25 protein-coding genes are annotated in these 23,692 nt (G+C 54.4%); 17 read left to right on the forward strand and 8 right to left on the reverse strand.

The window, feature by feature from the left end:
- Positions 1-6 precede the first annotated feature (6 nt).
- From RHM61_RS05335 to RHM61_RS05350, 4 genes are read left to right on the forward strand one after another with little or no spacing between them, the layout of a single operon-like run.
- The gene (locus RHM61_RS05335; RefSeq protein WP_322250100.1) at positions 7-912 is read left to right on the forward strand and encodes a DUF3034 family protein; all 906 of its coding nucleotides are present in this window, start codon (positions 7-9) and stop codon (positions 910-912) included.
- 50 nt (positions 913-962) lie between these two features.
- Positions 963-1,352 carry a group 1 truncated hemoglobin gene (locus RHM61_RS05340; RefSeq protein ID WP_322250101.1) on the forward strand — a complete coding sequence of 130 codons (390 nt, stop codon included), beginning with the start codon at positions 963-965 and terminating at the stop codon, positions 1,350-1,352.
- A 53-nt stretch (positions 1,353-1,405) separates the two neighbouring features.
- Positions 1,406-2,230 carry a methyltransferase gene (locus RHM61_RS05345; protein WP_322250102.1) on the forward strand — a complete coding sequence of 275 codons (825 nt, stop codon included), beginning with the start codon at positions 1,406-1,408 and terminating at the stop codon, positions 2,228-2,230.
- A 10-nt stretch (positions 2,231-2,240) separates the two neighbouring features.
- Positions 2,241-2,858: a YceI family protein gene (locus RHM61_RS05350; protein WP_322250103.1), complete on the forward strand. Its 618-nt coding sequence runs from the start codon at positions 2,241-2,243 to the stop codon at positions 2,856-2,858.
- On the opposite strand, the gene RHM61_RS05355 is transcribed toward RHM61_RS05350, so the two are convergent.
- Both RHM61_RS05355 and RHM61_RS05360 read right to left on the reverse strand, forming a co-directional pair.
- Positions 2,855-3,364, reverse strand: coding sequence for a DUF1993 domain-containing protein (locus RHM61_RS05355; RefSeq protein ID WP_322250104.1), 510 nt, complete (start codon positions 3,362-3,364; stop codon positions 2,855-2,857). The genes RHM61_RS05350 and RHM61_RS05355 overlap by 4 nt on opposite strands.
- Before the next feature lie 173 nt (positions 3,365-3,537).
- Entirely contained in the window at positions 3,538-4,155 is a 618-nt protein-coding gene (locus RHM61_RS05360; protein WP_322250105.1) for an OmpW/AlkL family protein, read from the reverse strand.
- A gap of 186 nt (positions 4,156-4,341) precedes the next feature.
- On the opposite strand from RHM61_RS05360, the gene ettA reads away from it, so the two are divergent.
- The 6 genes from ettA to RHM61_RS05390 all read left to right on the forward strand — a co-directional run bounded on the left by ettA (position 4,342) and on the right by RHM61_RS05390 (position 9,491).
- Positions 4,342-6,009: an energy-dependent translational throttle protein EttA gene (gene ettA, locus RHM61_RS05365; RefSeq protein ID WP_322250106.1), complete on the forward strand. Its 1,668-nt coding sequence runs from the start codon at positions 4,342-4,344 to the stop codon at positions 6,007-6,009.
- 60 nt (positions 6,010-6,069) lie between these two features.
- On the forward strand, positions 6,070-6,477 hold the full coding sequence (locus RHM61_RS05370; RefSeq protein WP_322250107.1) for a flagellar basal body-associated FliL family protein: 408 nt from the start codon (positions 6,070-6,072) through the stop codon (positions 6,475-6,477).
- A 14-nt stretch (positions 6,478-6,491) separates the two neighbouring features.
- Positions 6,492-7,079 carry an IMPACT family protein gene (locus RHM61_RS05375; protein WP_322250108.1) on the forward strand — a complete coding sequence of 196 codons (588 nt, stop codon included), beginning with the start codon at positions 6,492-6,494 and terminating at the stop codon, positions 7,077-7,079.
- Positions 7,080-7,154: 75 nt separating this feature from the next.
- The gene (locus RHM61_RS05380) at positions 7,155-7,484 is read left to right on the forward strand and encodes a DUF2288 domain-containing protein (protein WP_322250109.1); all 330 of its coding nucleotides are present in this window, start codon (positions 7,155-7,157) and stop codon (positions 7,482-7,484) included.
- A gap of 55 nt (positions 7,485-7,539) precedes the next feature.
- Positions 7,540-8,103, forward strand: coding sequence for a hypothetical protein (locus RHM61_RS05385; RefSeq protein ID WP_322250110.1), 564 nt, complete (start codon positions 7,540-7,542; stop codon positions 8,101-8,103).
- A 104-nt stretch (positions 8,104-8,207) separates the two neighbouring features.
- The gene (locus tag RHM61_RS05390) at positions 8,208-9,491 is read left to right on the forward strand and encodes a hypothetical protein (RefSeq protein ID WP_322250111.1); all 1,284 of its coding nucleotides are present in this window, start codon (positions 8,208-8,210) and stop codon (positions 9,489-9,491) included.
- Positions 9,492-9,852: 361 nt separating this feature from the next.
- Here the strand turns inward: RHM61_RS05390 and RHM61_RS05395 are convergent, their stop codons facing one another.
- From RHM61_RS05395 to RHM61_RS05405, 3 genes are read right to left on the reverse strand one after another with little or no spacing between them, the layout of a single operon-like run.
- Positions 9,853-11,427 carry an ammonium transporter gene (locus RHM61_RS05395; RefSeq protein WP_322250112.1) on the reverse strand — a complete coding sequence of 525 codons (1,575 nt, stop codon included), beginning with the start codon at positions 11,425-11,427 and terminating at the stop codon, positions 9,853-9,855.
- 22 nt (positions 11,428-11,449) lie between these two features.
- Positions 11,450-11,788, reverse strand: a complete 339-nt coding sequence (locus RHM61_RS05400; RefSeq protein ID WP_322250113.1) for a P-II family nitrogen regulator — start codon at positions 11,786-11,788, stop codon at positions 11,450-11,452.
- 15 nt (positions 11,789-11,803) lie between these two features.
- Positions 11,804-12,553, reverse strand: coding sequence for a TorF family putative porin (locus RHM61_RS05405; RefSeq protein ID WP_322250114.1), 750 nt, complete (start codon positions 12,551-12,553; stop codon positions 11,804-11,806).
- Positions 12,554-13,016: 463 nt separating this feature from the next.
- On the opposite strand from RHM61_RS05405, the gene RHM61_RS05410 reads away from it, so the two are divergent.
- From RHM61_RS05410 to RHM61_RS05430, 5 genes are all read left to right on the forward strand, one after another.
- On the forward strand, positions 13,017-13,259 hold the full coding sequence (locus tag RHM61_RS05410; RefSeq protein WP_322250115.1) for an accessory factor UbiK family protein: 243 nt from the start codon (positions 13,017-13,019) through the stop codon (positions 13,257-13,259).
- A gap of 11 nt (positions 13,260-13,270) precedes the next feature.
- On the forward strand, positions 13,271-14,785 hold the full coding sequence (locus tag RHM61_RS05415; RefSeq protein ID WP_322250116.1) for a YifB family Mg chelatase-like AAA ATPase: 1,515 nt from the start codon (positions 13,271-13,273) through the stop codon (positions 14,783-14,785).
- An 89-nt stretch (positions 14,786-14,874) separates the two neighbouring features.
- The gene (locus tag RHM61_RS05420; protein WP_322250117.1) at positions 14,875-15,561 is read left to right on the forward strand and encodes a DUF2076 family protein; all 687 of its coding nucleotides are present in this window, start codon (positions 14,875-14,877) and stop codon (positions 15,559-15,561) included.
- A 133-nt stretch (positions 15,562-15,694) separates the two neighbouring features.
- On the forward strand, positions 15,695-17,287 hold the full coding sequence (locus tag RHM61_RS05425; protein WP_322250118.1) for a DUF1800 domain-containing protein: 1,593 nt from the start codon (positions 15,695-15,697) through the stop codon (positions 17,285-17,287).
- A gap of 48 nt (positions 17,288-17,335) precedes the next feature.
- Positions 17,336-18,538 (forward strand): DUF1501 domain-containing protein, encoded by a 1,203-nt coding sequence (locus RHM61_RS05430; protein WP_322250119.1) that lies wholly within the window; start codon positions 17,336-17,338, stop codon positions 18,536-18,538.
- Here RHM61_RS05430 and RHM61_RS05435 read toward each other — a convergent pair.
- Positions 18,530-20,692 carry an ATP-binding protein gene (locus RHM61_RS05435; protein WP_322250120.1) on the reverse strand — a complete coding sequence of 721 codons (2,163 nt, stop codon included), beginning with the start codon at positions 20,690-20,692 and terminating at the stop codon, positions 18,530-18,532. The genes RHM61_RS05430 and RHM61_RS05435 overlap by 9 nt on opposite strands.
- A gap of 278 nt (positions 20,693-20,970) precedes the next feature.
- On the opposite strand from RHM61_RS05435, the gene RHM61_RS05440 reads away from it, so the two are divergent.
- Entirely contained in the window at positions 20,971-21,246 is a 276-nt protein-coding gene (locus tag RHM61_RS05440; protein ID WP_322250121.1) for a DUF1161 domain-containing protein, read from the forward strand.
- Between the two features lie 7 nt (positions 21,247-21,253).
- Here the strand turns inward: RHM61_RS05440 and RHM61_RS05445 are convergent, their stop codons facing one another.
- Positions 21,254-21,760: a GNAT family N-acetyltransferase gene (locus RHM61_RS05445; RefSeq protein ID WP_322250122.1), complete on the reverse strand. Its 507-nt coding sequence runs from the start codon at positions 21,758-21,760 to the stop codon at positions 21,254-21,256.
- Positions 21,761-21,768: 8 nt separating this feature from the next.
- A complete protein-coding gene (locus RHM61_RS05450; protein WP_322250123.1) occupies positions 21,769-22,140 on the reverse strand; it encodes a hypothetical protein in 372 nt (123 codons plus the stop codon).
- A 579-nt stretch (positions 22,141-22,719) separates the two neighbouring features.
- On the opposite strand from RHM61_RS05450, the gene RHM61_RS05455 reads away from it, so the two are divergent.
- Positions 22,720-23,688: a DMT family transporter gene (locus RHM61_RS05455; protein ID WP_322250124.1), complete on the forward strand. Its 969-nt coding sequence runs from the start codon at positions 22,720-22,722 to the stop codon at positions 23,686-23,688.
- The last annotated feature ends 4 nt before the right edge of the window (positions 23,689-23,692 follow it).

Consider the following 23,692-nt stretch of genomic DNA (forward strand, 5'->3'; position numbering starts at 1 on the left):
CATTTTATGTCCGAGTCTAATTTGCGTGTTTTTCTTGCTTGCACTACCAGTCTCTGCCTGTCTCTGCCAGCGACGGCGCAATCATTTCCAGCCGCTCCCGATCACGGTAAACTGCTGGCCACTGGCGGTGTTGCGACAGTGGAAGCGGCTGGTGGTGGTGGGCTGAGCCCGTGGGCCTTGATCAGCGGCTACGGCAGCGAAGATAGTTACGGCATCACGGCACATGTCAGTACCCTGCGCACCCAAGATTACCAACTGAAAACCGGCGGCATTGCGCTTGGCATCGCCGATAAACTCGAATTATCATTAGGACAGCAGCAATTGAGCGGCAGCCGCGCGCCGCTCGATCAGTTGGTATTGGCCCAAGATATAGTCGGCATCAAACTCAAACTCAGCGGCGACCCCGTGGCCGACCAAGATCGTTGGCAGCCGCAGATCGCCATCGGAGCCTTGTATAAGCACGATCACCGACTCGCCGGTCTGGCGGCACTCGGCGTTGATAATGTGCGCCAACTCGGCGCAGTCGACACGCATGGCATCGATTATTATCTGGCGGCGAGCAAATTGCTGTTGGCCAACAGCCTGTTGTTAAACGGCACGATTCGCCTGAGCAAAGCCAATCAAATGGGCTTGCTTGGCTTTGGCGGCGACTTGCACGACCGCTACCAGATCATGCCGGAAGTATCGCTCGCGTATTTACTCGAGCGCCACTGGGTCGGTGGTATCGAATACCGCGCCAAACCACGCAATCTCAGCGTCGATCAGGAAAAAGCCTATTACGATGCCTTTTTAGCCTGGTTTCCAAACAAGCATGTTTCGCTTACCTTGGCGTATGTCACGCTCGGTGACATCACCATTTTCAATCCAGCCAAGCAACGCGGCTGGTATTTGTCATTGCAAACGGGGTATTAAGGATGAAGGCTAGCTTGTTCCGATGTCGCCTTGCGGCAATCTTGTACTGTGTGTCTATCCCTCATGCCTATGCTGCCGCGCCAGACGACTTATACCGAGCACTCGGCGAAACAGCCGGCATCAATCGCATCGTTGATGAAATGCTACGTATCGTGCCAGAAGATGGGCGGATTGCCGCCAGCTTCAAAGATACGAACATGAAACGTCTGGGAATATTGATCAAGGAACAGTTTTGCGTGCAAAGCGGTGGACCGTGCACTTACAGTGGCGACCCTATGCGCGAGACGCATGAACAGCTCGGTATCCGCAGCGCCCAATTCAATGCCTTGGTCGAAGACTTGCAACTGGCGATGGAGCGCTGCGGCATCGACGCGGCCAGCCAGAATCGTCTGCTTGCTTTACTGGCACCAATGAAGCGCGACATCGTCGCGCCGCGCTGAGTCGTCGAATTTGCTATGATGAGGCTTCCTGTCAGCCTTCCTGGGTCCCCACCATGCATCGTTTACTCCTCGCCGCCGGATTGTGTTTCGGTTTTGCCGCCCACAGTCATGCCGCCGATCCCTTGCAAACCGTCCTGGCCGGTAGCCAACGTTCTGCCGCCAACAGTGCGCGCGACGCCTTCCGCCACCCCTATGAGACCCTGAATTTTTTCGGCCTGCAGCCGCAGATGACGGTGGTGGAATTGGTGCCGGGCGCGGCTTGGTACACCGAAATTCTCGCCCCTTACCTGCGCAGCAAGGGTAAGCTGATCGCCGCCGGCGCACCCGATCCGGCCTCGACCGATGCCTACGCCCAACGCTCTTATCAACGCTTGACGCAAAAATTTACTGCCGCGCCAGCACTCTACGATCAAGTTATCAGCGGTATTTTCCAACCGCCGGGAAAACTGGCTTATGCCGCGCCAGCCAGCGTCGACATGGTACTGACCTTCCGCAATATCCATAATTGGGTGGAACACGGCGATGCTGCCGTCGCGGCCGTGTTTGCCAGCGCCTATGAGAGCTTGAAACCGGGTGGTGTGTTCGGCGTGGTCGAACACCGTCTGCCGGAAGCGCTGGAGCAAGATGCTACTGCCAGCAGCGGGTATGTGCATGAAAGCTATGTAATTCGTTTGGCGCAAACTGCCGGTTTTGAACTCGCCGCGCGCAGCGAAATCAATGCCAACCCCAAGGATTTGGCCATCCATGAAAAAGGCGTCTGGTCCTTGCCGCCAGTGTATGCCAATAAAGAGACCGGCCATGCCGCTTATCAAGCCATCGGCGAGAGTGACCGGATGACACTGAAATTCGTCAAACCAACAACACCATTAAGCCACTGAGGTGCGCACCATGCTCGCTCCAGCCCCACTCGCTCGCTTGTTGAGCACATTGCTGTGTAGCGGCATCTGCGGCTTGGCCGCTGCCGCGGATCGCTACCAAATCGATGCGGAACACACTTACAGTACGTTTTCCTATCAGCACTGGGGTTTGTCGACTCAAAGCGGTCGCTTTGATAAAAACAGTGGCAGTATCACGCTCGACCTGGCGGCGCAAAGCGGTGCGCTCGACATCGAGATCGAGGCCGCTTCAGTCAACACCGGTTCGGAAGCCTTCAACAAGATGCTACGCTCGCGCAGCTTTTTTGACAGCGACAGCTTTCCGACAATACGCTTTGTATCGGATCAGATGGTGTTTGAGCAGGGCGAGCTGAAGAAAATTCTCGGGCAGTTAAGCATACGCGACATCACTCGGCCGGTAAGTATCGAAGTTACCCACTTTCATTGCCGCTATATGCTGCTGTATTTGAAATCAGCCTGCGGCGCGAATGGCAATACCACCATACGCCGCAGTGATTACCAGCTTGGCCGCTATGTGCCGTTTGTCAGCGACGAGGTGAACTTGAGCTTTAATGTGGAAGCCATCAAAGCCGCTGCGCCGCCAACTGATAAGCAAGGCAAGACTGATTAATACGCGCCCATGAAGTCTTTTTTACCGACTTCGATACCGTTGTGACGCAAAATCGCATAGGTCGTGGTGGCGTGGAACAAGAATTGTGGCAAGCCGTAATTGAGTAAATACGCATGGCCGGTCAATTTCTTTTCTTTGTCCGTACCCGGGCGCAATACGATCTCGCGCGCTTCGCTGCCAGCAAAAGCGGCGACATCGAGCGCCACAATGAAGGCCTTGGTCTTGGCGATACGAGCTTGCAAATCAGCAAAACTTACTTCTGTATCTTCATAAGCCGGCAATTCAGCTTGAGCCAGACGTCCGGCGATACCTTTGGCGAAATCGGCGGCGATCTGCACTTGGCGAGTCAGGGCAAACATATCCGGGTACAAACGCGCTTGCAACAATACTTCCGGTGCGATGTTTTTAGCCCTTGCGTGCGCTTCGGCTTTGCTCAGCACCTGCGACAGACTATCTAAGATTTGTGTCAATACCGGTACCGTTGCAACATACATGGAAAGGGTCATGGTCATACTCCGTTGGGTGAAATCGTTGTTAAATAAATCGAGCTCGATTATAAGACGAGTTGAAGTCGGGCGTATGACGTGGGTGTTGTTGTTATTGGAAACCAAAAAAAGCCGGTCATGTGACCGGCTTTTTTGATCAGCAGCGCCATGGGCGCGCTATATTCAGGGCTGCTTCAGAAACGGTAGCCGACACCGACGCCGATCAAGACCGGATCAATTTTCACCGAGCTCAATTTTGCGCCACCGACTGAGGCCGTTACATCACTGCGAATCTGTACTTTTTTGATGTCGAAGTTCAAAGACCAGTTTTTGTCGATTTTATAATCCACACCGGCTTGTAAAGCAAAACCGAAGCTGTGGTTATCGAGATTCGCGGCACCATTGAGCAAAGTCACATCAGAAATACGGGTGTAATTGACACCGGCACCGAGGTAAGGACTGAACTTGGCTTCAGGCATGAAGTGGTATTGGGCCAGCAAAGTAGGTGGCAAGTGTTTGAAGCTGCCGATATTATTGCCGTCGAGCATAACATCATGTTTTTGCGGATAGGTCAGCACCAATTCGGCCGACCAGTTCGGCGTCATAAAATACGACACATCGAATTCGGCAATGGTTTTCGAGCTCACGCTTAAACGATCAGCAGCACCGACGCCGCCAACTGGGTCAGATTTGTTGTCCGGAGCGATATTGACTGCACGCACACGCAACAACCATGGGCTTTCATCGGCCATGGCTTGGGTGGCAGTCAAGCCAGTAGCGACTAAAACGAGAGCGAGGGCGATTTTTTTCATTTTGTTTTCCTTTTTGTGTTGAATGGCGATGAAAGCAGTGTAGATCCGCCCTGCACGATGCAATTTGCGCTACATCAAGTTTTGTGCAAGGCACAATTTGGCTGGAATTTTGCCAATTTTCGCCGCCGCCGCGCTGCTTGAGGTATCCTTGCATCCATTGTCTTTACCACCTAAAACAGCAAAAAAATGGCTAATTACGTCTACACCATGAACCGCGTCGGCAAAATCGTTCCGCCGAAACGCCAGATTCTCAAAGATATCTCTTTATCCTTCTTCCCCGGTGCCAAAATCGGTGTGCTCGGCCTCAATGGCTCGGGCAAGTCTTCGCTGCTCAAAATCATGGCAGGCATCGACAAAGACATCCAAGGCGAAGCCGTGCCCATGCCTAACCTGAACATCGGTTATCTGCCGCAAGAACCGCAGCTCGATGCCGAGCAAACGGTACGCGAAGCGGTGGAATCGGCGCTGGGCGAAGTATTTGAAGCCAAAGCCAAACTCGAGCTGGTGTATGCCGCCTATGCCGAAGAGGATGCCGACTTCGATGCCTTAGCCAATGAACAAGCACGTTTGGAAGCGATCATCTCCACCTCAGCTGGCGACAATGTTGAACTGCAATTGGAAATGGCCGCCGATGCGCTGCGTCTGCCGCCATGGGACGCCAAAATCGGTGTGCTTTCGGGCGGTGAAAAACGCCGGGTCGCCTTGTGCCGTCTGTTGCTTTCGAAACCAGACATGTTATTGCTCGATGAACCAACCAACCATCTCGATGCTGAATCGGTCGATTGGCTGGAACAATTCCTGCTGCGCTTCCCCGGCACTGTCGTCGCGATTACCCATGATCGCTACTTCCTCGATAATGCCGCCGAATGGATCTTGGAACTCGATCGCGGTCATGGCATTCCTTGGAAGGGCAATTACTCGTCTTGGCTCGACCAGAAACAAGCGCGCCTCAAGCAGGAAGAATCGACCGAATCGGCGCGTCAGAAAGCCCTGCAAAAGGAACTTGAGTGGTCGCGCCAGAATCCGAAAGCGCGCCAAGCCAAGAGCAAGGCCCGCTTGGCCCGTTTCAATGAGATGAGCGAACACGAATACCAAAAACGCAATGAGACCCAAGAGATTTTCATTCCCGTGGCAGAACGCCTCGGTAACGAAGTCATCGAATTCAAGAATGTCAGCAAAGCCTTCGGCGACCGTCTGTTGATCGACAATCTGAGCTTCAAGGTCCCACCTGGTGCCATCGTCGGTATCATCGGCCCCAACGGTGCCGGTAAATCGACCTTGTTCAAGATGATCAAAGGCATGGAACAACCGGACAGCGGTGAAGTCGTGCTCGGTCAAACCGCTAAAATTTCGCTGGCCGATCAATCGCGTGAAGACCTCGGCAACACCAAAACGGTGTTCGACGATGTCGCTAACGGCGCCGACATCCTTACCGTCGGTCGTTTTGAAATGCCTTCGCGTGCCTATCTCGGCCGCTTCAACTTCAAAGGCGGCGACCAACAAAAAATCGTCGGCAATTTATCTGGCGGTGAGCGCGGTCGTCTGCATCTGGCCAAAACCCTGCTGCAAGGTGGCAATGTGCTGCTGCTCGATGAACCGTCCAACGATCTCGACATCGAAACCCTGCGCGCACTCGAAGATGCCCTGCTCGAATTCGCTGGCAGCGTGATGGTGATCTCGCATGATCGCTGGTTCCTCGATCGTATTGCCACACACATCCTGGCATTCGAAGGCAATTCACAAGTCGCCTTCTTCGACGGTAACTATCAGGAATATGAAGCCGACAAAAAGAAACGCCTCGGTGAAGATGGTGCCAAGCCTAAGCGCATACGCTACAAACCACTGAGCGTGTAAGTTCGCCGCGCCAGACCGCTTACCGGGCTGGCGCGTATTTCGTATCCAAGGTTAACAATCATGGCAAACACTTCCTTCCTGAAAATTTTCCTGGCTGGCCTGCTGCTCTGCTGCGCGGCTGGCTCAGCCAGTGCCAATTCAGGCGCAAAAGAGGGCGGCGGCGGCTCGCCGGTTGCGGCGCTTGAACCGTTTACGGTCAATTTATCAAGCTTCGACCGCTATCTGCAAATCAGCATTACCCTGCAGCTAGGCAATCCTGAACTCGGCGAAAAAATCAAAGGCAAAATGCCTATGGTTCGGCATGCGATGATCATGCTGCTCAGTTCCAAAGAGTCGACCGATATTCAAAACGCCGACGGCAAGCGCGAGCTGATCGAAGAAATCAAAACCGCGATCAACAAAATTTTGGAAGTCAAAGAACATGATGGCGTAACGGACGTGTATCTGGTTAATTTCGTGATTCAATAAGTCGCACACACTTCATGCATCAGTTGGCCGCACCCGCAGCAGCAGAAATCGAGATAAAAAAAAGCCGTTTCCTCGGCCAACTGTATCCGCTCAACAGCCGTGCCGAAGCACGCCAACAATTACTGCACATTCGCGCCCAACACCCGGGGGCGGTGCATGTCTGCTGGGCGCTGCTGTGCAGCGCCGAATCTGGTCTCGATGATGATGGTGAGCCATCGGGAACCGCCGCCAAGCCGATCTACAATGTGCTGGTACACAAAGATGTCATGAATGTGTTGGCCGTCGTGGTGCGCTACTGGGGCGGTTGCAAGCTTGGGGCGGGTGGTCTCACGCGCGCCTATGGTCAGGCGATTTCGGAAGCATTCAAACATGCCCATCTGATTGAACTCGAAACCATGCTCGTCATCACCATACGCGTCGCCTTCGGCGATGAATCGCAAGTGCGTCATGTGTTGGCACAGTTTGAGGCCCAGGTGCAGCAGGTCGACTACCATGTCGCGGCAGCGCTGCAGGTGCAGGTCAAAGAAAGACATTTGAGCGCCATGCGTAGCGAACTGACGCGCCTGCTCAAGGGACAAGTCGAGATCGATCCGCCGTGCTGAGGCCGACGACTTACAGCACCGGCATGCGGCAGCAGGTAGTGTTTTGCCGTCAATAAGCTTACACTCTGCAATCCGATGAAAACCACCCACAATATCAGCGCCACTGCCATGCCCGACACCCATCTTTTGCACGCCAAAATCAATGGCGAAACCGCACGCTGCCCTTGGCGCGACTTGCTCAAACAATTTGCCAGTGGCAGCGTGATCGCGCTCGCGCCCGGCCTCGACTTGGTCGCGGTAGCCCTGCTCATGACGCGTGACGATAGCGCGGCCATCGCCGGCTTGCTCGCCGTCGGCCAGCTCGCCAAAGTCAGCGATGCCCAAGCCCAGCAATGGCTGGAACAAGACTGTCAGGTCTGGAGCGTGGTCGTCAACCCCTGGGTCTTGGTCCAGCCGGCCGAGTAAGGAACTTTGTCGCCTGTCACTGGTCTTATTGAGATCGTTACGACCGGCGCCCAGCATGATGCCCTCTCCGCCCACTCGGTCAGCCCATAATACGCTCGTAAATACGGCCATATTGGCAGCGGCCGTGCTGCTCCATCTCGGGCTTTGGTTGCTACTGCGCGACAGCGGCCAGCGGATATCGCAGGTAGCTGACAGCGCGTATCTGACTATCTTGAGTGTCGCCATTGAAACGCGGCAACAAAGCATCGCGCCAGCACCAAAGTCGCCAGCGCGCGACCGGCCCGGTAACCGGCCACCACCGCGCCAGTCTGCCAGCGCACCGGCAGCCGCCATGACCCTCATTGAACCAGCCACGACCACGGCAACTACCGAGCCGGCCAGCTTAGACCTCAACGCACTCAAGCGCAGCGCCTTAGCCTACGATAAACAAAACCGTTTAAGCCCGGCGGCGCTAGCGGCTGCCGCCAATGCACAACACACGACGCTGGAACAGCGTTTACAAGACGGCACGCGCAAAGCCGAGCGCAAGGATTGTCTGCACGCCTATTCCGGGCTCGGCATCCTCGCCATCATTCCGCTGGCCGCAGCCAGCGTGATCGACACCGGCTGTAACTGGTGAGTGCAGCAGCGGCTCAGTTATAATGTGGGCTGCGGCCACACTGACACGCTTGCCATCGCTGCCGAAGCGGTGTTGCCACCTTCATTTTCTTACCGGATACGCTGATGAAAAAAATTTCTTTCCTGTTCGCCGCAATGATGTTTTCTGCCCTGGGTACAGGTTTCTCCCCGCTGTCGATCGGACTGACGCAAGCCGCAGAAGCCACTGACCAGAGCAAACAAATGAGCGTGCGCGCCGAGATGGGTAAGCCACTGGCAGAAATCCAGGATTTACTGGAAAAGAAACAATACCCGCTGGCATTAGAGAAAATCAACGCCCTCAATGCCTTAGATAAAAAGACACCGTACGAACTCTTCATCATCGACCGTATGCACACCGTGCTGGCTGCCGGCACCAACGACACCGCTATGTTGGCACAATCGGTCGAAGCCATGCTTACCACCGACTTCCTCAAACCCAGTGAAAAATTACAATTCATTGATGTTTTGGCCGGCACTTTTTACAATGAAAAAAAATACCCCGAGGCGATCACTTGGAGCAAGCGCTATCTGGCCTTGGATAGCCAAAGCGAATCGATGCAGAAATTATTGGCCCGCGCCTACTATCTGAGCGCCGATTACCCGAACGCAATTACGACCATCAAAGCCATCATCAGTGGCGATCAACAAGCCAAACGCGCACCGACGGAAGAAAACCTGCGCCTGCTGGCAAGCTGCTATCAACATGAAAAAAATGATGCCGGCTACACGGAAGTGCTCGACCTCATGGTCCAACACCATCCTAGCCGCGAATACTGGGGCGACTTGTTGTACCGAGTAGAACGCCAAGCCGGCTTTGCCGATCGTTTGCGTCTCGATCTCTATCGTCTGCTGCTCAAGACCAACAACCTCGATGATGGCGCACAATATGTCGAAATGAGTGAATTGGCCATGTTGGCCGGTTTGCCCGCCGAAGCCAAAACCACGGTCGATGCCGGTTATGCCGCCAACCTGCTCGGTAGCGGCAAAGAAGCAGCCAAGCACAAGCAATTGCGCGACCGCGTATACAAACAAGCGGCTGACGATGCCAAGAGTCTCGATTCCGGCGAAGCCGCGGCGAAAACTGCCAAAGTCGGCACTGGCTTGGTCAATATCGGCTACAACTACGTCATCAACGGCCAAGCAGAAAAAGGCATAGCGCTGATCGAGCAAGGCATCGCCAAAGGCGGATTGAAATCGCTCAATGAAGCGAAATTACATTTAGGCATTGCCTATCTGCAAGTTGGTGACCGTGCCAAAGCCAGCGACAGCTTCAGCAGCTTACAAGCCGGCGACGGTGCCAGCGATCTGGCGCGCTTGTGGTTGTATCTCCGTCCTGCCGCTGACGCTGCCCCAGCCGCCGCAAAATAAACTACGCTGTACAGATAAACAGGCGCTGTCGGGGGAACCGGCCAGCGCCTGTTTTTTTTGCGTGAGAAGCGTAGATTTAATTGCAGTGGAATTGAGCACGGCCACGGAAAAATCTGACGAAGATAAAAAAAAGCGGTTTGGTCATATGACCAAACCGCTTATAAATCAGTGGAATGCGCTCTATTCACCCACTGAGGATACGAGACTTACTCTTGCAATTCTTTAGCGAACAACTTAATGGATCGTCGCAAGCGACGATGGAAAAGACTCTGGAAGGGGTTTGTATCCCCTCCCATCGCGTCGCTCCTTCGTCGCTCACCGGCCTGAAGGCCGAGGTTTCAAACCCTAGTCAGATTTTTGATCAAGAATGATAGGCCGATTCACCGTGGCTGGTGATGTCGAGGCCTTCGCGCTCTTCATCTTCCGGTACACGCAAGCCGACCAAGACATCGACGAGCTTAAAGGCGATCACAGAAACAATGGCTGACCAGATCACCGTGGTACCAACCGCTGTTGCTTGAATCTTGACTTGTTCAAAGATCGAATACGGATCAGCCGACATTTTGTTAGCGACATAATCCATGATGCCTTGACCACCGAGTGCCGGGGAAGCAAACACACCAGTCAACAAGGCACCGAAGATACCGCCGACGCCATGTACACCGAAGACATCGAGCGAATCATCGGCACCGATCAAGCGTTTGAGACCATTCACGCCCCACAGGCAAACGATACCGACCAACAAGCCCATGATCAAGGCACCCATAGGACCGACATAACCGCAAGCCGGTGTGATGGCGACCAGACCGGCAACCGCGCCGGAAGCACCGCCCAACATCGATGGCTTGCCTTTCGACATCCACTCACCAAACACCCACGATACGGTTGCAGCAGCGGTAGCGAGCAAAGTATTCACGAAGGCCAAAGCAGCGATGTCACCGGCTTCGAGTGCCGAACCGGCATTGAAACCGAACCAACCTACCCACAACAAGGATGCACCGATCATCGTCATCGTCAACGAGTGTGGTGCCATGGCTTCTTTACCGTAACCGATACGTTTGCCTATCATGATCGCGCCGACCAAACCAGCCACGGCGGCATTGATATGCACGACCGTACCACCGGCGAAATCGAGTGCGCCTTTTTGTTGCAGGAAGCCGCCTTTGACCAACTCCGTCGCTGCCGATGCCGCATCTTTGATTGCATCAGGGCCAGTCCAGAACCAGACCATATGGGCGATCGGCAAGTAGCTGAAGGTGAACCACAAGACCACGAACAACAACACTGCAGTGAACTTGGCACGTTCAGCGAAGGCACCGATAATCAAACCGCAAGTGATGGCCGCAAATGTCGCTTGGAACACCACATAGACGAACTCAGGAATGACCACGCCTTTGCTGAAAGTTGCCGCAGTGCTGAAGGTCGCCTTGGCCGGATCCCATATACCGTTAAGAAACACACGGTCAAACGAACCGATGAAGGCATTCCCTTCGGTGAAGGCCAAGGAATAGCCGTACAGACACCAGAGCACGATGATGACCGCAAAAATCATGAACACCTGCATGAGGATGGATAACATATTTTTGGAGCGTACCAAACCACCGTAGAACAAGGCCAGACCAGGGATCGTCATCAGGATGACGAGCAGGGTCGAAACCAACATCCAGGCGGTATCGCCCTTATTCGCCACCGGTGCCACCACTGCCGAGGCCGCTACGGCGTCGACCACAGCAGCCGGTGCGGCTGGTGCAACTGCACTCGAAGCCGGCGCAGCTGCCACGGCCACGGCCGGTGCTGCCGCTGCGCTGACCGCCGTCACCGATGCGGCAACCGCATCGGCCTTCGGTGCGGTATCGTCAGCCTGAACTTGCGCGCTCATGCCCAAGGCTGCGAACATCGCACCCGCCGCCAGCATGTGTTTGAAAATATTTTTCATTGTGAATTCCCTAGTGTGCGGATCAGAGTGCGTCGTTGCCAGTTTCACCGGTACGTATGCGCACTACCTGTTGCAAGTCGTAGACGAAAATTTTGCCGTCGCCGATTTTGCCAGTACGCGCTGCTGTTTCGATCGCCTCAATGGCACGATCAACGATGGAGTCATCAACCGCCGCTTCAATTTTTGTTTTCGGCAAAAAATCGACCACGTATTCGGCGCCGCGATACAACTCAGTGTGACCTTTCTGACGACCGAAGCCTTTGACTTCGGTGACAGTGATCCCTTGTACGCCCATTTCGGACAAGGCTTCACGCACCTCGTCGAGTTTGAACGGTTTGATAATGGCGGTAATGAGTTTCATCTTATCCTCGATCGCTCAGAAAGTTTTAACAGCAGTCAGCACTAAGCTGGTTTTGCCGGTGAATTTACCGGCCGGTGTCTTGTACAGGTTTTTATCGGCATTCGTACCAAGAGCGGCCAAGCTGAAAGCGACGCCGAAGAATTCCTTGGTCACGCCAACTTTCCAGTCATTGTAAGAAAACGCCGAGCTGTTCTTGATCATTTGACGACCAAGATGCAGATTCAAAGTATAGGTATCAGGCAATTCGATGTTGGCACCAAGATCAAGGTAGCCGCTGTTTTTGCTGTCCGGTGTGCCGAACAAATTCGTGACCGAGCTCGAATACTTGGCATACACCGGACCATAGCCAAGCTGGCCGTAGATTTCCGTGGTGTTGGCATTAGCGAAACCGGCAACATTACCCAAACCATTCGATGGATACACATAGGTCAACACGCCGACGTCATAGCTGACATCTTTAACGATTTCGCCACGTTTACCGGCATACAGATCAACTTCGACGTCGCCGCTACCGCCGGCATCTTTGGTCCATTTGATGGTCGACAACCAGGTACCGGCGTAAAAGCCGCTAGGATTGTGAGTGTAATCGGCACCACCTTGCAGGGCAGGGTCAAAACGCGTTTGGGCAATACCACGGTAACGGTATTCACTGGCCAAACCAGCATTGAAAGTCACTTCGTTATCAGGCTTGGCGGCTTCTTCTGCCTGTACCAAACCACTGAACAATGTTGCAGCAACTGCGGCGGCGAGTATTAATTGTTTCATTGCGTTTCCCCTAATGTTTTTGTAAAGAAATTATAAATATGCAAAGAATCGAACCCACTTCATCGACAACCTGATCACAGCGCTGGAAGATCATCCGCAGCGATATGGGAAATGAACCCTAAATAAAAACCATCTGTTAGCTTCGTATTAGCAGGAGTCGTGCCAGCCTGCTGCCGCATCCTGCAATGTTGCATCCCTAGTAAGGTCTGCTTGTTTGATTTAAAACAACCGCCTCCCTGTTTGCCCATGACGATGGCTCGCCAGCCATTTGGGAATGAAGGTGGGCAGCGTCGCCGGTTTGCGTTATCATTTCCGCTTGGGCGCGGTGAACCGTCAATCAAGCGCTTGAATACCGCCGTTTTGCACCAAGTTAAAGCGTGTAGTGAGATCCAGATCGCGCAACACAATTTTTCGCACATAACTGGTGCGAAGTTAAAAATACAACATAATTTAATGGAATGCCATGAATAAGCAAAATTTCTTTGGCGATATACACGCCAAATTCAGCGAAGCGCTGGAAAATTCGCCGGCAAAGGACATTGAGAAAAACGTCAAAGCTCTGATGTCGCAAGGTTTTTCCAAGCTCGACTTGGTCACCCGGGAAGAATTTGATATCCAGGCGCAAGTGTTAGCGCGCACCCGCGCTCGCCTCGAAGCGCTCGAAGCACGCGTGGCCGCTCTGGAAAGCCCGGCCGCGCTTAGCTGAGTGATTCAGCCATGTCGCTCGCGGTACTCAAAAGTCGCGCTCTGCATGGTATTGATGCCCCACAGGTAACGGTGGAGGTGCATCTGGCCAACGGTATCCCGGCGTTTACCATCGTCGGACTGCCCGAGACCGAAGTCAAGGAAGCCAAAGACCGTGTCCGAGCGGCGCTGCAGACGGCGCGTTTCGATTTTCCCGCCAAGCGCATCACGGTTAATTTGGCCCCGGCCGATTTACCCAAAGAATCGGGCCGCTTCGACCTCCCTATTGCGCTCGGCATTTTGGCCGCTTCCGAACAAATTCCGGCCGGCGGCTTGGCGCGCTACGAATTTGCCGGTGAATTATCGCTCTCCGGCGCGCTGCGGCCGATCCGCGGGGCGCTGGCAATGACGAGTGCGATTTGGCGCGGCAGTGGTGCGGCGGCCGCCTTGATACTGCCGCGCGCGAATGCCGATGAAGCCGCGCTGGTGGCGGCAGCGGCGATTTACCCAGCCGATTCTTTATTGCAAGTTTGCGCACATTTTGCCGCCGACGAAAAAGCGCCGCGGCTGCAACGACATGTTGCATCGCCACAAACACAAGCACCGCATTACCCCGATTTTTCCGATATCAAAGCCCAACTCGGGGCCAAGCGCGCCTGCGAGGTCGCGGCCGCCGGCCGCCATGCGCTGTTGATGTGCGGCCCGCCCGGCAGCGGCAAAACCATGCTCGCCACGCGTATTCCCGGCATTTTGCCAGCCATGAGCGAGACCGAAGCAATCGAAACCGCGGCGCTGCAATCCTTGAGCACGGGCTTCACGCTTGCTAATTGGAAAGTACGGCCGTTTCGCGCCCCGCACCATACCGCCTCGGCAGCCGCCCTGGTCGGCGGCGGTAGCAACCCGCGCCCCGGTGAAATTTCCTTGGCTCACCACGGCATCTTGTTTCTCGATGAATTGCCCGAATTCGGCCGGCGCGTGCTCGAAGTGCTACGCCAACCGCTGGAAACCGGGCATGTCAGCATCGCGCGAGCCGCGATGCATGCCGAATTTCCCGCGCGCTTTCAATTATTGGCGGCCATGAATCCCTGTCCCTGTGGCTATTTTGGCGATCCGAATGGGCAATGCCGTTGCACGCCGCAGAATATTGCGCGTTACCAAAGTAAAATCTCCGGCCCCTTATTAGATCGCATCGATTTGCAAATCGAGGTAGCCGCGGTCGCCCCGGCCGACCTGCTCACGGCCGCTGCCAGCGAGAGCAGCGCGACCATGGCGCAGCGGGTGGCGGCGGCTTATACACGGCAAATACAGCGGCAAGGCAAGGCTAACCAATTTCTCGATAACCGTGAGATCGATCAACTATGCCAAGCGAACGCTGCTGGAATGGCTTTGTTGCAACAAGCTATCAGTCAATTCCATTGGTCGGCCCGGGCTAGTCACCGCGTGCTCAAAGTGGCACGTACTATTGCCGATCTGGCAGGGCTGGAGCAGATTAACGCCGCGCATATTGCCGAAGCGATTCAATATCGGCGCGTACTCGGCAAGCATTGAAATTTGTTGCTACATCCCCAAATAGTCGACAATCGCTTGCGCGCCTGTCGCGGCGATTGCCGGCCCACTTCTTCCACCAAGGACTCCCTATGTCACCGCAAGAAATTCAGGTATTGCAAAATTTTTTAGATCAACTGGTACAGGTACAGGGTGTTCACAAGGATGGCCAAGCCCAAGACATGATCAATGCCGCCGTCAACCGGCAGCCGGATGCCGCTTATTTGCTGGTGCAACGCGCGCTCTTGCTGGATCAAGCGGTGGCACAAGCCGGCCAGCAGTTGGCTGCGGTACAAGCTGAACTGCGCGCGCAAACCGCCTTGGTGGCGACGCTTAGCAGTGCTGCCAGCAGCGCTGGCACTGCCTTTCTCGACCCTGCCGCCAGCGATTGGGGCAACAGTTCCCATGCGCGGCCCTTGGCCCCTGCCATGGCAACAGCGGTCAGCGGTGCGCCACTGCCAGCGATGAATGCCAGCTACAACACAAGCGCCGCACCACCCGTCTATTCACAAGCCGCACCAGCCGCAGGCGGATTTTTTTCCGGCAATGGCGGCAGCATGCTCGGCACCGTTGCCGCGACGGCCGCTTCAGTGGCCGCCGGAGCATTTTTGTATCAGGGCATCAGTCATATGATGGGAGGCAATTCTGCATCTGGTCTGGGCAATGCCGCCGCACCATTGGCGAATACCGACAACAACCTGTCCTCCGGCTACTTTGACAGCGAGCAAAGCGCTGCCTCGCCGCTCGAGAGCGCGGACGAGGTCGACGACCTCAGCTGATTGAGGGACGCGCGGATAGCATACGCGCGTACTTTGTTACAAAACAAATGCACTCAGGCCGAGCTGCCGGTCATCCAAACTGCGCCCATCCCGTTGTATCCATAGGACAATGTATACCAAGGAAGCGCTCCCTATGCCACACCGCCCCACCCTGCGTCGTCGCCTGCCCCTGCTGATCTTGGTTGGACTGCTCAGTGCCTGCAGCACAGCACCACGGTCTAACTCGATTCCAGTGCTGCCAACACGGGGCGCAGCAGCCTTGCCGCCGATCGCTTATGTATTTGACAAACAACATACCGATGCGCGCTTATTGCTCAACCGTTTGAGCTGGGGTGCCAATGCCTCCTCGGCGGCGCAAATGCAAGCACTGGGCATGGATCGCTATCTCGATCTGCAATTGCGCGCTCGCAATAGCATCGTACCGGATGCAATACAAGCACAAATCAATGCCCTGAGCATCAGCCAAAAACCCTTCGAGACGATGATGCGCGAACTCGAGGTGCAAAAGACGGCGGCCGATGCCCAGAAAGGTATTGATGATGGTTTGCGCAAAGCCTACCAACAAGAATTGAACCGACTCGCGCGCGAAGCGGCCAGCCGCAGTGTGTTGCGCGAAGTGTATTCGAGCGCGCAGTTACAAGAGCAAATGACGTGGTTTTGGATGAATCACTTCAATATCCACAGCGGCAAGCATAATTTGCGCGCCATGTTAGGCGATTTCGAAGAAAGCGCGATTCGCCCTTTCGCCTTGGGCAATTTTCACGATTTACTGCGCGCCACGATGTATCACCCAGCCATGCTGCGCTATCTCGACAATGAATTCAATGCTTCGCAACGCATCAATGAAAATTATGCCCGCGAGTTGCTGGAATTGCACACCATGGGGGTCAACAGTGGCTACAGCCAACACGATATCCAGGAATTAGCGCGCGCGCTGACCGGTTTGGCCATCAATGTCAGCCGCGATACACCGAAGATGCGACCTGAACTCAAACCATTTTATGTGCGTCAGGCTTTGTTTGAATTCAATCCACAACGCCATGATTTCGGCGACAAACATATTCTCGGGCAAACCATCGCTGGACGCGGACTACCTGAAATCGAAGACATCATCAATTTGCTCTGCCGCCAGCCTGCCACAGCGCATTTCATCAGCCTGCAATTAGCCACGTATTTCGTTTCCGATACGCCCACGGAGGCACTGGTCAATGCCATGGCACGCAGTTTTCTCGCCAGCGACGGCAGTATTCCCGCCACCTTGCGGGTCATGTTTGATGCGCCGGAATTTCATGCTTCACTCGGACATAAATTCAAAGACCCGCTCCATTACGCCGTTGGCGCGGTGCGCCTGGCTTACGATGGCAACAACATCGTCAATCCCGGCCCGGTACTGAACTGGCTCAACCAGATGGGCCAGCCATTCAATGGCCATCAGACTCCCGACGGCTATTTGATGACAGAAAGCGCGTGGGCCAGCCCGGGTCAGTTGGCGCAACGTTTTGATATCGCCCGCAGCATAGGGAGTGGCACGCCGGCGCTGTTTTATCCGCCCGATTTGCCGCGGCCAAGTGATAAACCGCCAGCACCGGCCTTGCTCGGCTCAGCGTATGCGCAAAGCTGGAGTCAAAGCTTCAGCGTCGAGAGTCGTCAAGCTTTGCAGCAAGCTGGCGCAAAAAATGAGTGGAATGTGTTCTTTCTGGCGGCGCCGGAAATGATGCGCCGCTGATATGACTATCGTTGCTACCGGCACCGGCCGGTTTTTTGGAGAAGCTGCATGAATCGTCGTCTCGCTTTGAGTCGTTTGCTGGCCTTGTCGGCGCTGTCGCCCTTGACTTGGAGTGGCAGCGTCATGGCCGCCCCCGCCAGTGAACAAAAATTGTTGTTGGTGTTTTTACGCGGCGGCTACGATGCCTGCCACTTGTTGGTGCCGACCGCCAGCAACTACTATTATGAATCGCGCCCCAATATTGCCATTGCCCGCCCGGGTCCGGATCCGCGCGCAGCCTTGCCGCTGACGGCCGACTGGGGTTTGCATCCGGCCTTGCGCAACAGTTTATATCCTTGGTTCGGCAGCGGCGAGTTGGCCTTTATTCCCTTTGCCGGTACGGATGACCTGAGCCGTAGTCACTTTGAAACCCAAGACAGCATAGAACTGGGCCAGCCGCTCAGCGGCCGCCGCGATTTTCATTCCGGCTTCATGAATCGGCTCGCTGCGGTGTTGAACGAAAACAAGAACGTGCCGACCATGGCATTCACCGACCAATTGCCCTTGGCCATGCAAGGCAGCGCGCGAGTCGGCAATACCTCGCTGAAAAATCTGTCGAAAGTGCAGATGGAACCACGCCAAAGTCAAATCATCGAACAGATGTACCGCAAAACCACGCTGGCACAACCAGTACAGGAAGGTTTTTCGGTGCGCCAAGATATCGCCACAGAAATGCAACAAGAAATGGGTGCCGCCAGTCGCGCTGCCATCAGTAGCAAGGGTTTTGCATTGGAAGCACAGCGTGTCGCCAAATTGATGCGCGATAAGTATCCGCTCGGCTTCATCGATGTCGGCGGCTGGGATACCCACGTCGATCAAGGCGGCGCGCAAGGCATGCTGGCAAATAAATTTGAGGAGTTCGGCCGTGGCTTGGCCGCCTATCGGGAAGAAATGGGCGCGGCGTGGCGCGACACCACGGTGGTGGTGATCAGCGAATTCGGTCGCACTTTCCGCGAAAATGGCAAACGCGGAACCGATCACGGTCATGGCAGTGTGTATTGGGTGCTCGGTGGCGCGGTGCGCGGTGGCAAAATTGCCGGAGAGCAGATCGCCCTGACACCGGGACAACTGTTTCAAAATCGCGACTATCCGGTACTCAATGAGTATCGCGCCGTGCTGGCTGGTTTGTTCGCCCGTCTGTACGGGCTCAATGAGCAGCAATTGAGTCGCGTGTTCGACAACGTCAAGGCACGCGATCTAGCCTTACTTTAGAGCAATCGGCAAATCGACGTAAAACACCGCCCCACCACCGAGTTCGGCCGCTTGGTTCCAATAGCCTATATCGCCATGCATTTGTTGTATCAATACTTTGGAAATCGCCAGACCCAAGCCGGTGCCGCCTCTGGCGCGGGTATCGGAAGAATCGGCTTGAGAAAATTTTTCGAAGATACGATCGCGGAAACTTTCCGGCACACCACTGCCTTGATCGATCACGGCTACGCGCACCATCGTCGGCGTGGGGCAAGTCACGACCAGTCGCACCACGCCGCCGGCCGGCGTATATTTGCAGGCATTGGAAATCAAATTCGCCATCACTTGCGCAAAGCGGCCATTGTCGACGGCAACCTCAAGAGACGCTACGTATGCCGCATCTTCCTCTATCGTCAAATGCACAGCCAGCGCTTGAGCAACACTGAAATTGCTTTGTTGGGCAATGTGTAGCAAGGCACTTACATTGAGTCGTTCAATAGAAAAATCCATTTTCCCAGCTTCGATTTTTTGAATATCGAGTAAATCATTGATCAAGCGCGTCAAGCTCAAGCAGTTTTTGTGCGCCATCAATAACAAGGGTTTGATTTTCTCAGGTAAATCTCCCATCGCGCCGCCCGCTAATAATCCCAGCGCGCCACGGATCGAGGTTAATGGTGTGCGCAATTCATGGCTGACGGTGGAAATGAATTCATTTTTCATTTTTTCAATTTTCCGACGTTCCGAAATATCGCGCACAATGATGATCAACTGTCGTTTGCCAGCCAAATAATATTCACTGATCGCAAAATCGGCCGGAAACAGGCCGCCATCTTTGCGCACGCTTTCTATCTCCAGCCGCAGTCGACCGGTTTCTCGAAATACTGGCTGCGCCATCGCCAGCTCGAGCAAGGCCGGTTGCCCCGAGACGGAAAACAGATGATTGCTTTTTCCCACTACTTCCATGGCAGGATAGCCATAAATCGCCACCGCTGCCGGATTGATGGCATCAACCGTGCCGTCGGCATCAATCATGATGATGCCATCGGCCGCGTTTTGAAAAATCGCTTGCAAACGATCTGACGATTCTTTCGAGACTTTTTGCTGCTCAGTCAAACTTTGCAGTAATCCGGTCTGATTACGATTAATGACATCGGCATCGCTCTTGAGTGCGACCATCACCTGCATATCGCTCTCACGTTGCAAAAATAATTGAATCAGCACACGAAACGCAGCGATCACGGCGGCAATCGCCGCCGAAGAAACAATCGCGATGGCGATGCTGATTTGCAGCCAGTCAGCCAGATACAGCTCTTCATCGACACTGAGGTTGATGATCAAAGGATATTTATCCAGCGATTGTATGGCTGACATGCGCGCTGGAATGCGCCCACGTCCAGCAGTTTTTTCCGCCGGTGCAATGACGATGCCCGATTTTTTTTGTAAGTCCTCAATCAAATGAAAACTGCTGCCCGTCAAATCTTTCTTTCCCATCACACTGTCATTTTCTGGCCAGCGTGCCAGATAGGTGAAATCGGCACGTAGCAAACTCACCGAAGCGTGGCTGTCGACGCTGAGTTTTTTAAAAAAATCAGCGTAAAAGTTGGGGGACATACCGAGTGTCACGACACCAAGGAATTCGCCGTCGCTGCCGGTGAGGCGGTGACTGAGGAAAAATATCCAATCGCCGGTGGTTTTGCTGCGCACCGGCTTACCAAGATAGACCCCCTGTGAAGGGCGGTCGCGTTGCGCCTGAAAATAGTCGCGGTCGGCCAGATTGTAGTCAGGGCCAGGAAAACTGCGCGAGGTATTGATCACATTGCCATCGGCATCAAGCACAGAAATCACTTCTATGGCGGGAAACAGCGCGACCTTCTCTGTCAGAAATTGGTGAAACTCCGTCGTTGACAGTTGCTCGATCAAATACTTTTCATTGACGCTCCAGCGATCCTGTATCCGCTCCGAAATATTCTCCAATGCCGTATAGGCAAAATCCATTTGCTGACTGGTATTTTCGGCCAACACGATGCTGAATACTTCGGTCTGTTTTTCCCATTTATGAATTTCCTGGGTGCGCAAGGTCCACACAAACGCTGCGGCGGCCAAAGCAATGGCGACCACTAAACCGACTGCGAGTGCTTTGGCAATTCTGCTGGTATGTAATCCGGACAATTTCATAGAAAAAAATCTGCGCCCATCGATTGAAATGATAAAAAAGGTGAAAATAGCCACAAACACTTCTTTGCAGCAATCATTATCATTGCGTAAATTATAAAGTTTGTGGAATGATAGGATATTTCCGGAGGACAATTTATCCTAATCAAGACGAAAATACCATGAACGAAGGCAATTGATTATTTCTTTTAAGCATTACCCTGGCTTCGTATCGGCAAACATCGCGAGAACGAATTTCTTCATAACAGCAACAAACCACCTGTCGATAAGGAAATCATCCAATGAACAATCGCGTTTTAGTACAGTATTTGGGAATGGGTTTGATGCTTTGCAGCGCCTCCGTCTGGGCTGCCGTCACCCCATGCGACACCATCATCGAGAAAATCGATATGAAACTCGAGCACAAAGACGTCAAGAATTATTCACTCAAGGTCATCGATAAAAACACCGAAACCAAGCTGAGGGTGGTGGGTGTCTGCGAGGGTGGCGAAAAGAAAATCGTGTATCAGAAAACTAAAAGTGCCAAAAGCCCGGAAGCCAGCAAAGCCGCAGATTAAGCAAAGCTCAGGGTCGGCCCGGGCTTTGCTGCTGGTAATACCAAGCCGGGCCGGCGTAACTGTCAAGGCAAGACTGCTGTTCCGGACTGAGTTCCAGCCGGCGTTGAAATCCCAGACTTTCCCAAAACCGCGTCGTGCCTTGCACCGATACCAGGCACACATGCGCGAGTCCGCAGTCTTGCGCATAAGCAATACCGTGCTGTGCCAGTGCCCGTCCCACACCACGACCAGACTGCGCCGGAGCAACCGCCAAATCGTGTAAATACAAGGCATCGGGCAGTTCAGCCAGACAAAATGGCGTCGCCAATCTGGCAATGTTGCCACACACGCTGGCATATCCCATCAAATAGCCGTGTACTGCCGAGCCATCGCAGGCCACCCACGCCGTGGCAGGGGCCAGTTGCAAGCGTTGCTGCAACAATTCCAAAGCTTCGACCATAGCGCCGCGGTAGACGCTGGCTTGCAGCGCATAGACCGCAGCCAAGTCAGACGCTTGCATCCCGCGTATTTGCATAGTCAGCTTTATTTCTTGCTTTTGGCTGTAGCGGATGCAGATGCCGACGCCGATTCCGATTCCGCTGAACTATCCGCCTCGGCGGCGGCGGCCGGTACTTCGGAGCGGGCGATTTCAGGTTTTACATTTTCAATTTTGTTTTCGCGCATGTAATCGTTCATTTCTTTCCAACCGGCATAAATCGCTGCCCGCGCTGCTTCGGGGTTCAAGGCATAGCAATCTTCAATCGCCCGTCCGGCATGGCGGCAAGCGCTGCCGGTGGCGCGAGCATCGGCTTCTTTTGACGCCGCGTCGCGGGCCGGATCGGCCAAACCCAGGCGGTCACAGCCGGCGATGGCGAATAGGGAAATGGTAATCAACAAGACAAAGCGAAACGACATGGCGGCACCAGTTCAAAAAGAGGCAAGGGCGCGCGGCACCGACAAGTGCAGGCGCGTGTCCATGATAACCCAGTCCGTCGCTGTGGCGTCAAACCTGATATGTTTAAACAAGTTAATGGATCGTCGCAAGCGACGATGGAAAAGACTCTGGAAGGGGTTTGCATCCCCTCCCATCGCGTCGCTCCTTCGTCGCTCACCGGCCAAAAGAGGCTGTCGCAAAAGCCTGATGGACGTTTTTTACACCTGAAACACCGCATACCTCGTCATTCCCGCATGCCACAGCCTCGTCATTCCCGCATGCTTTTGGCGGGAACCCAGTGTCGTTTTCAGCGCTGAAAACACTATAATATCTGGCATTTTCAGTTAACCACGAACGCCTCTGGGTTCCTGCCAAAAGCGCGCAGGAATGACGTGGCCACCAGTCAGGGTAATGATACCGACTCAATACCCTTTTGCGACAGCCTCTGAAGGCCGGGGTTTCAAACCCTAGTCAGATTTTTGATAAGCTTATTCTTAGTAAGAGTCCACTGCCAAGAGCGCGTATGATGTCAGCCTGATCAACCCTCACCGCCCCTAGCCATGCCCCGTTCCGCCTCCCAACTCAGCGGCTTGCTCGCAGCCATCGGTGCCGGCTTGCTGTGGGGCTTGGTGTTCATCACGCCTGTCTTGCTGCCTGATTATTCTGGGGTCATCCTGTCGTTCGGACGCTACTTGGCCTTCGGCCTCATTGCCATCTTGCCAGCCGCCTTCGATTTCCGTCGTCTGCGCCGCTTGCGCCGTGCCGACTGGTACTGTGCCTTGCGCTTGTCCTTGGTCGGCAATATGATTTATTACGCCGCCTTGGCCAGTGCGATTCAACTGATAGGCGCGCCGATCCCGACTATGCTCATCGGCACTTTACCGGTAGTCATCGCCATCAGCGCCAATTTGCTCGGTGCCGACCATGGCCAGCCTACTCCTTGGAAACAGTTGGCGTGGCCCTTGAGCTTGATCTTCTGCGGCCTCATGCTGGTCAATGTGGCAGAATTTGCGCACCCATCAGCTCCGCATTCTTACGCTGATTATTGGCAAGGCACGGCGCTGGCGCTGCTGGCCGTAGCGGCCTGGACTTGGTATCCGCTCATGAACAGCCGCCACTTGAAAGCCAATACGGCGCTGGCTTCCAGCACTTGGGCCACTGCGCAGGGCTTGTGTACCCTGCCGCTGGCCCTGCTAGGCTTTGCCATTTATGGCTTGATTCTCAAGCAAGCCGGCACGCTTCCCGCCAACTTCCCACTCGGAGACCAAGGCGTACAATTCATCAGCCTCATGCTGGTGCTTGGTTTTTTCGCCTCTTGGCTTGGCACTTTGCTATGGAACCATGCCAGCCATACGCTCCCGGCCAGCCTGAGCGGTCAATTGATCGTCTTCGAAACTCTGGCCGCCTTGAGCTACACCTTTATTCTGCGACAAACTCTGCCACCCCCCCCAATTTGCGCTGGCGTATTACTATTATGTGTCGGGGTAGCGCTGGCCTTAAGGCGCGTCCAGGCATCAGCGCCTCACTAAGTCT

It is taken from the genome of Undibacterium sp. CCC3.4 (assembly GCF_034347425.1).
Classification (GTDB): Bacteria; Pseudomonadota; Gammaproteobacteria; order Burkholderiales; family Burkholderiaceae_D; genus Undibacterium.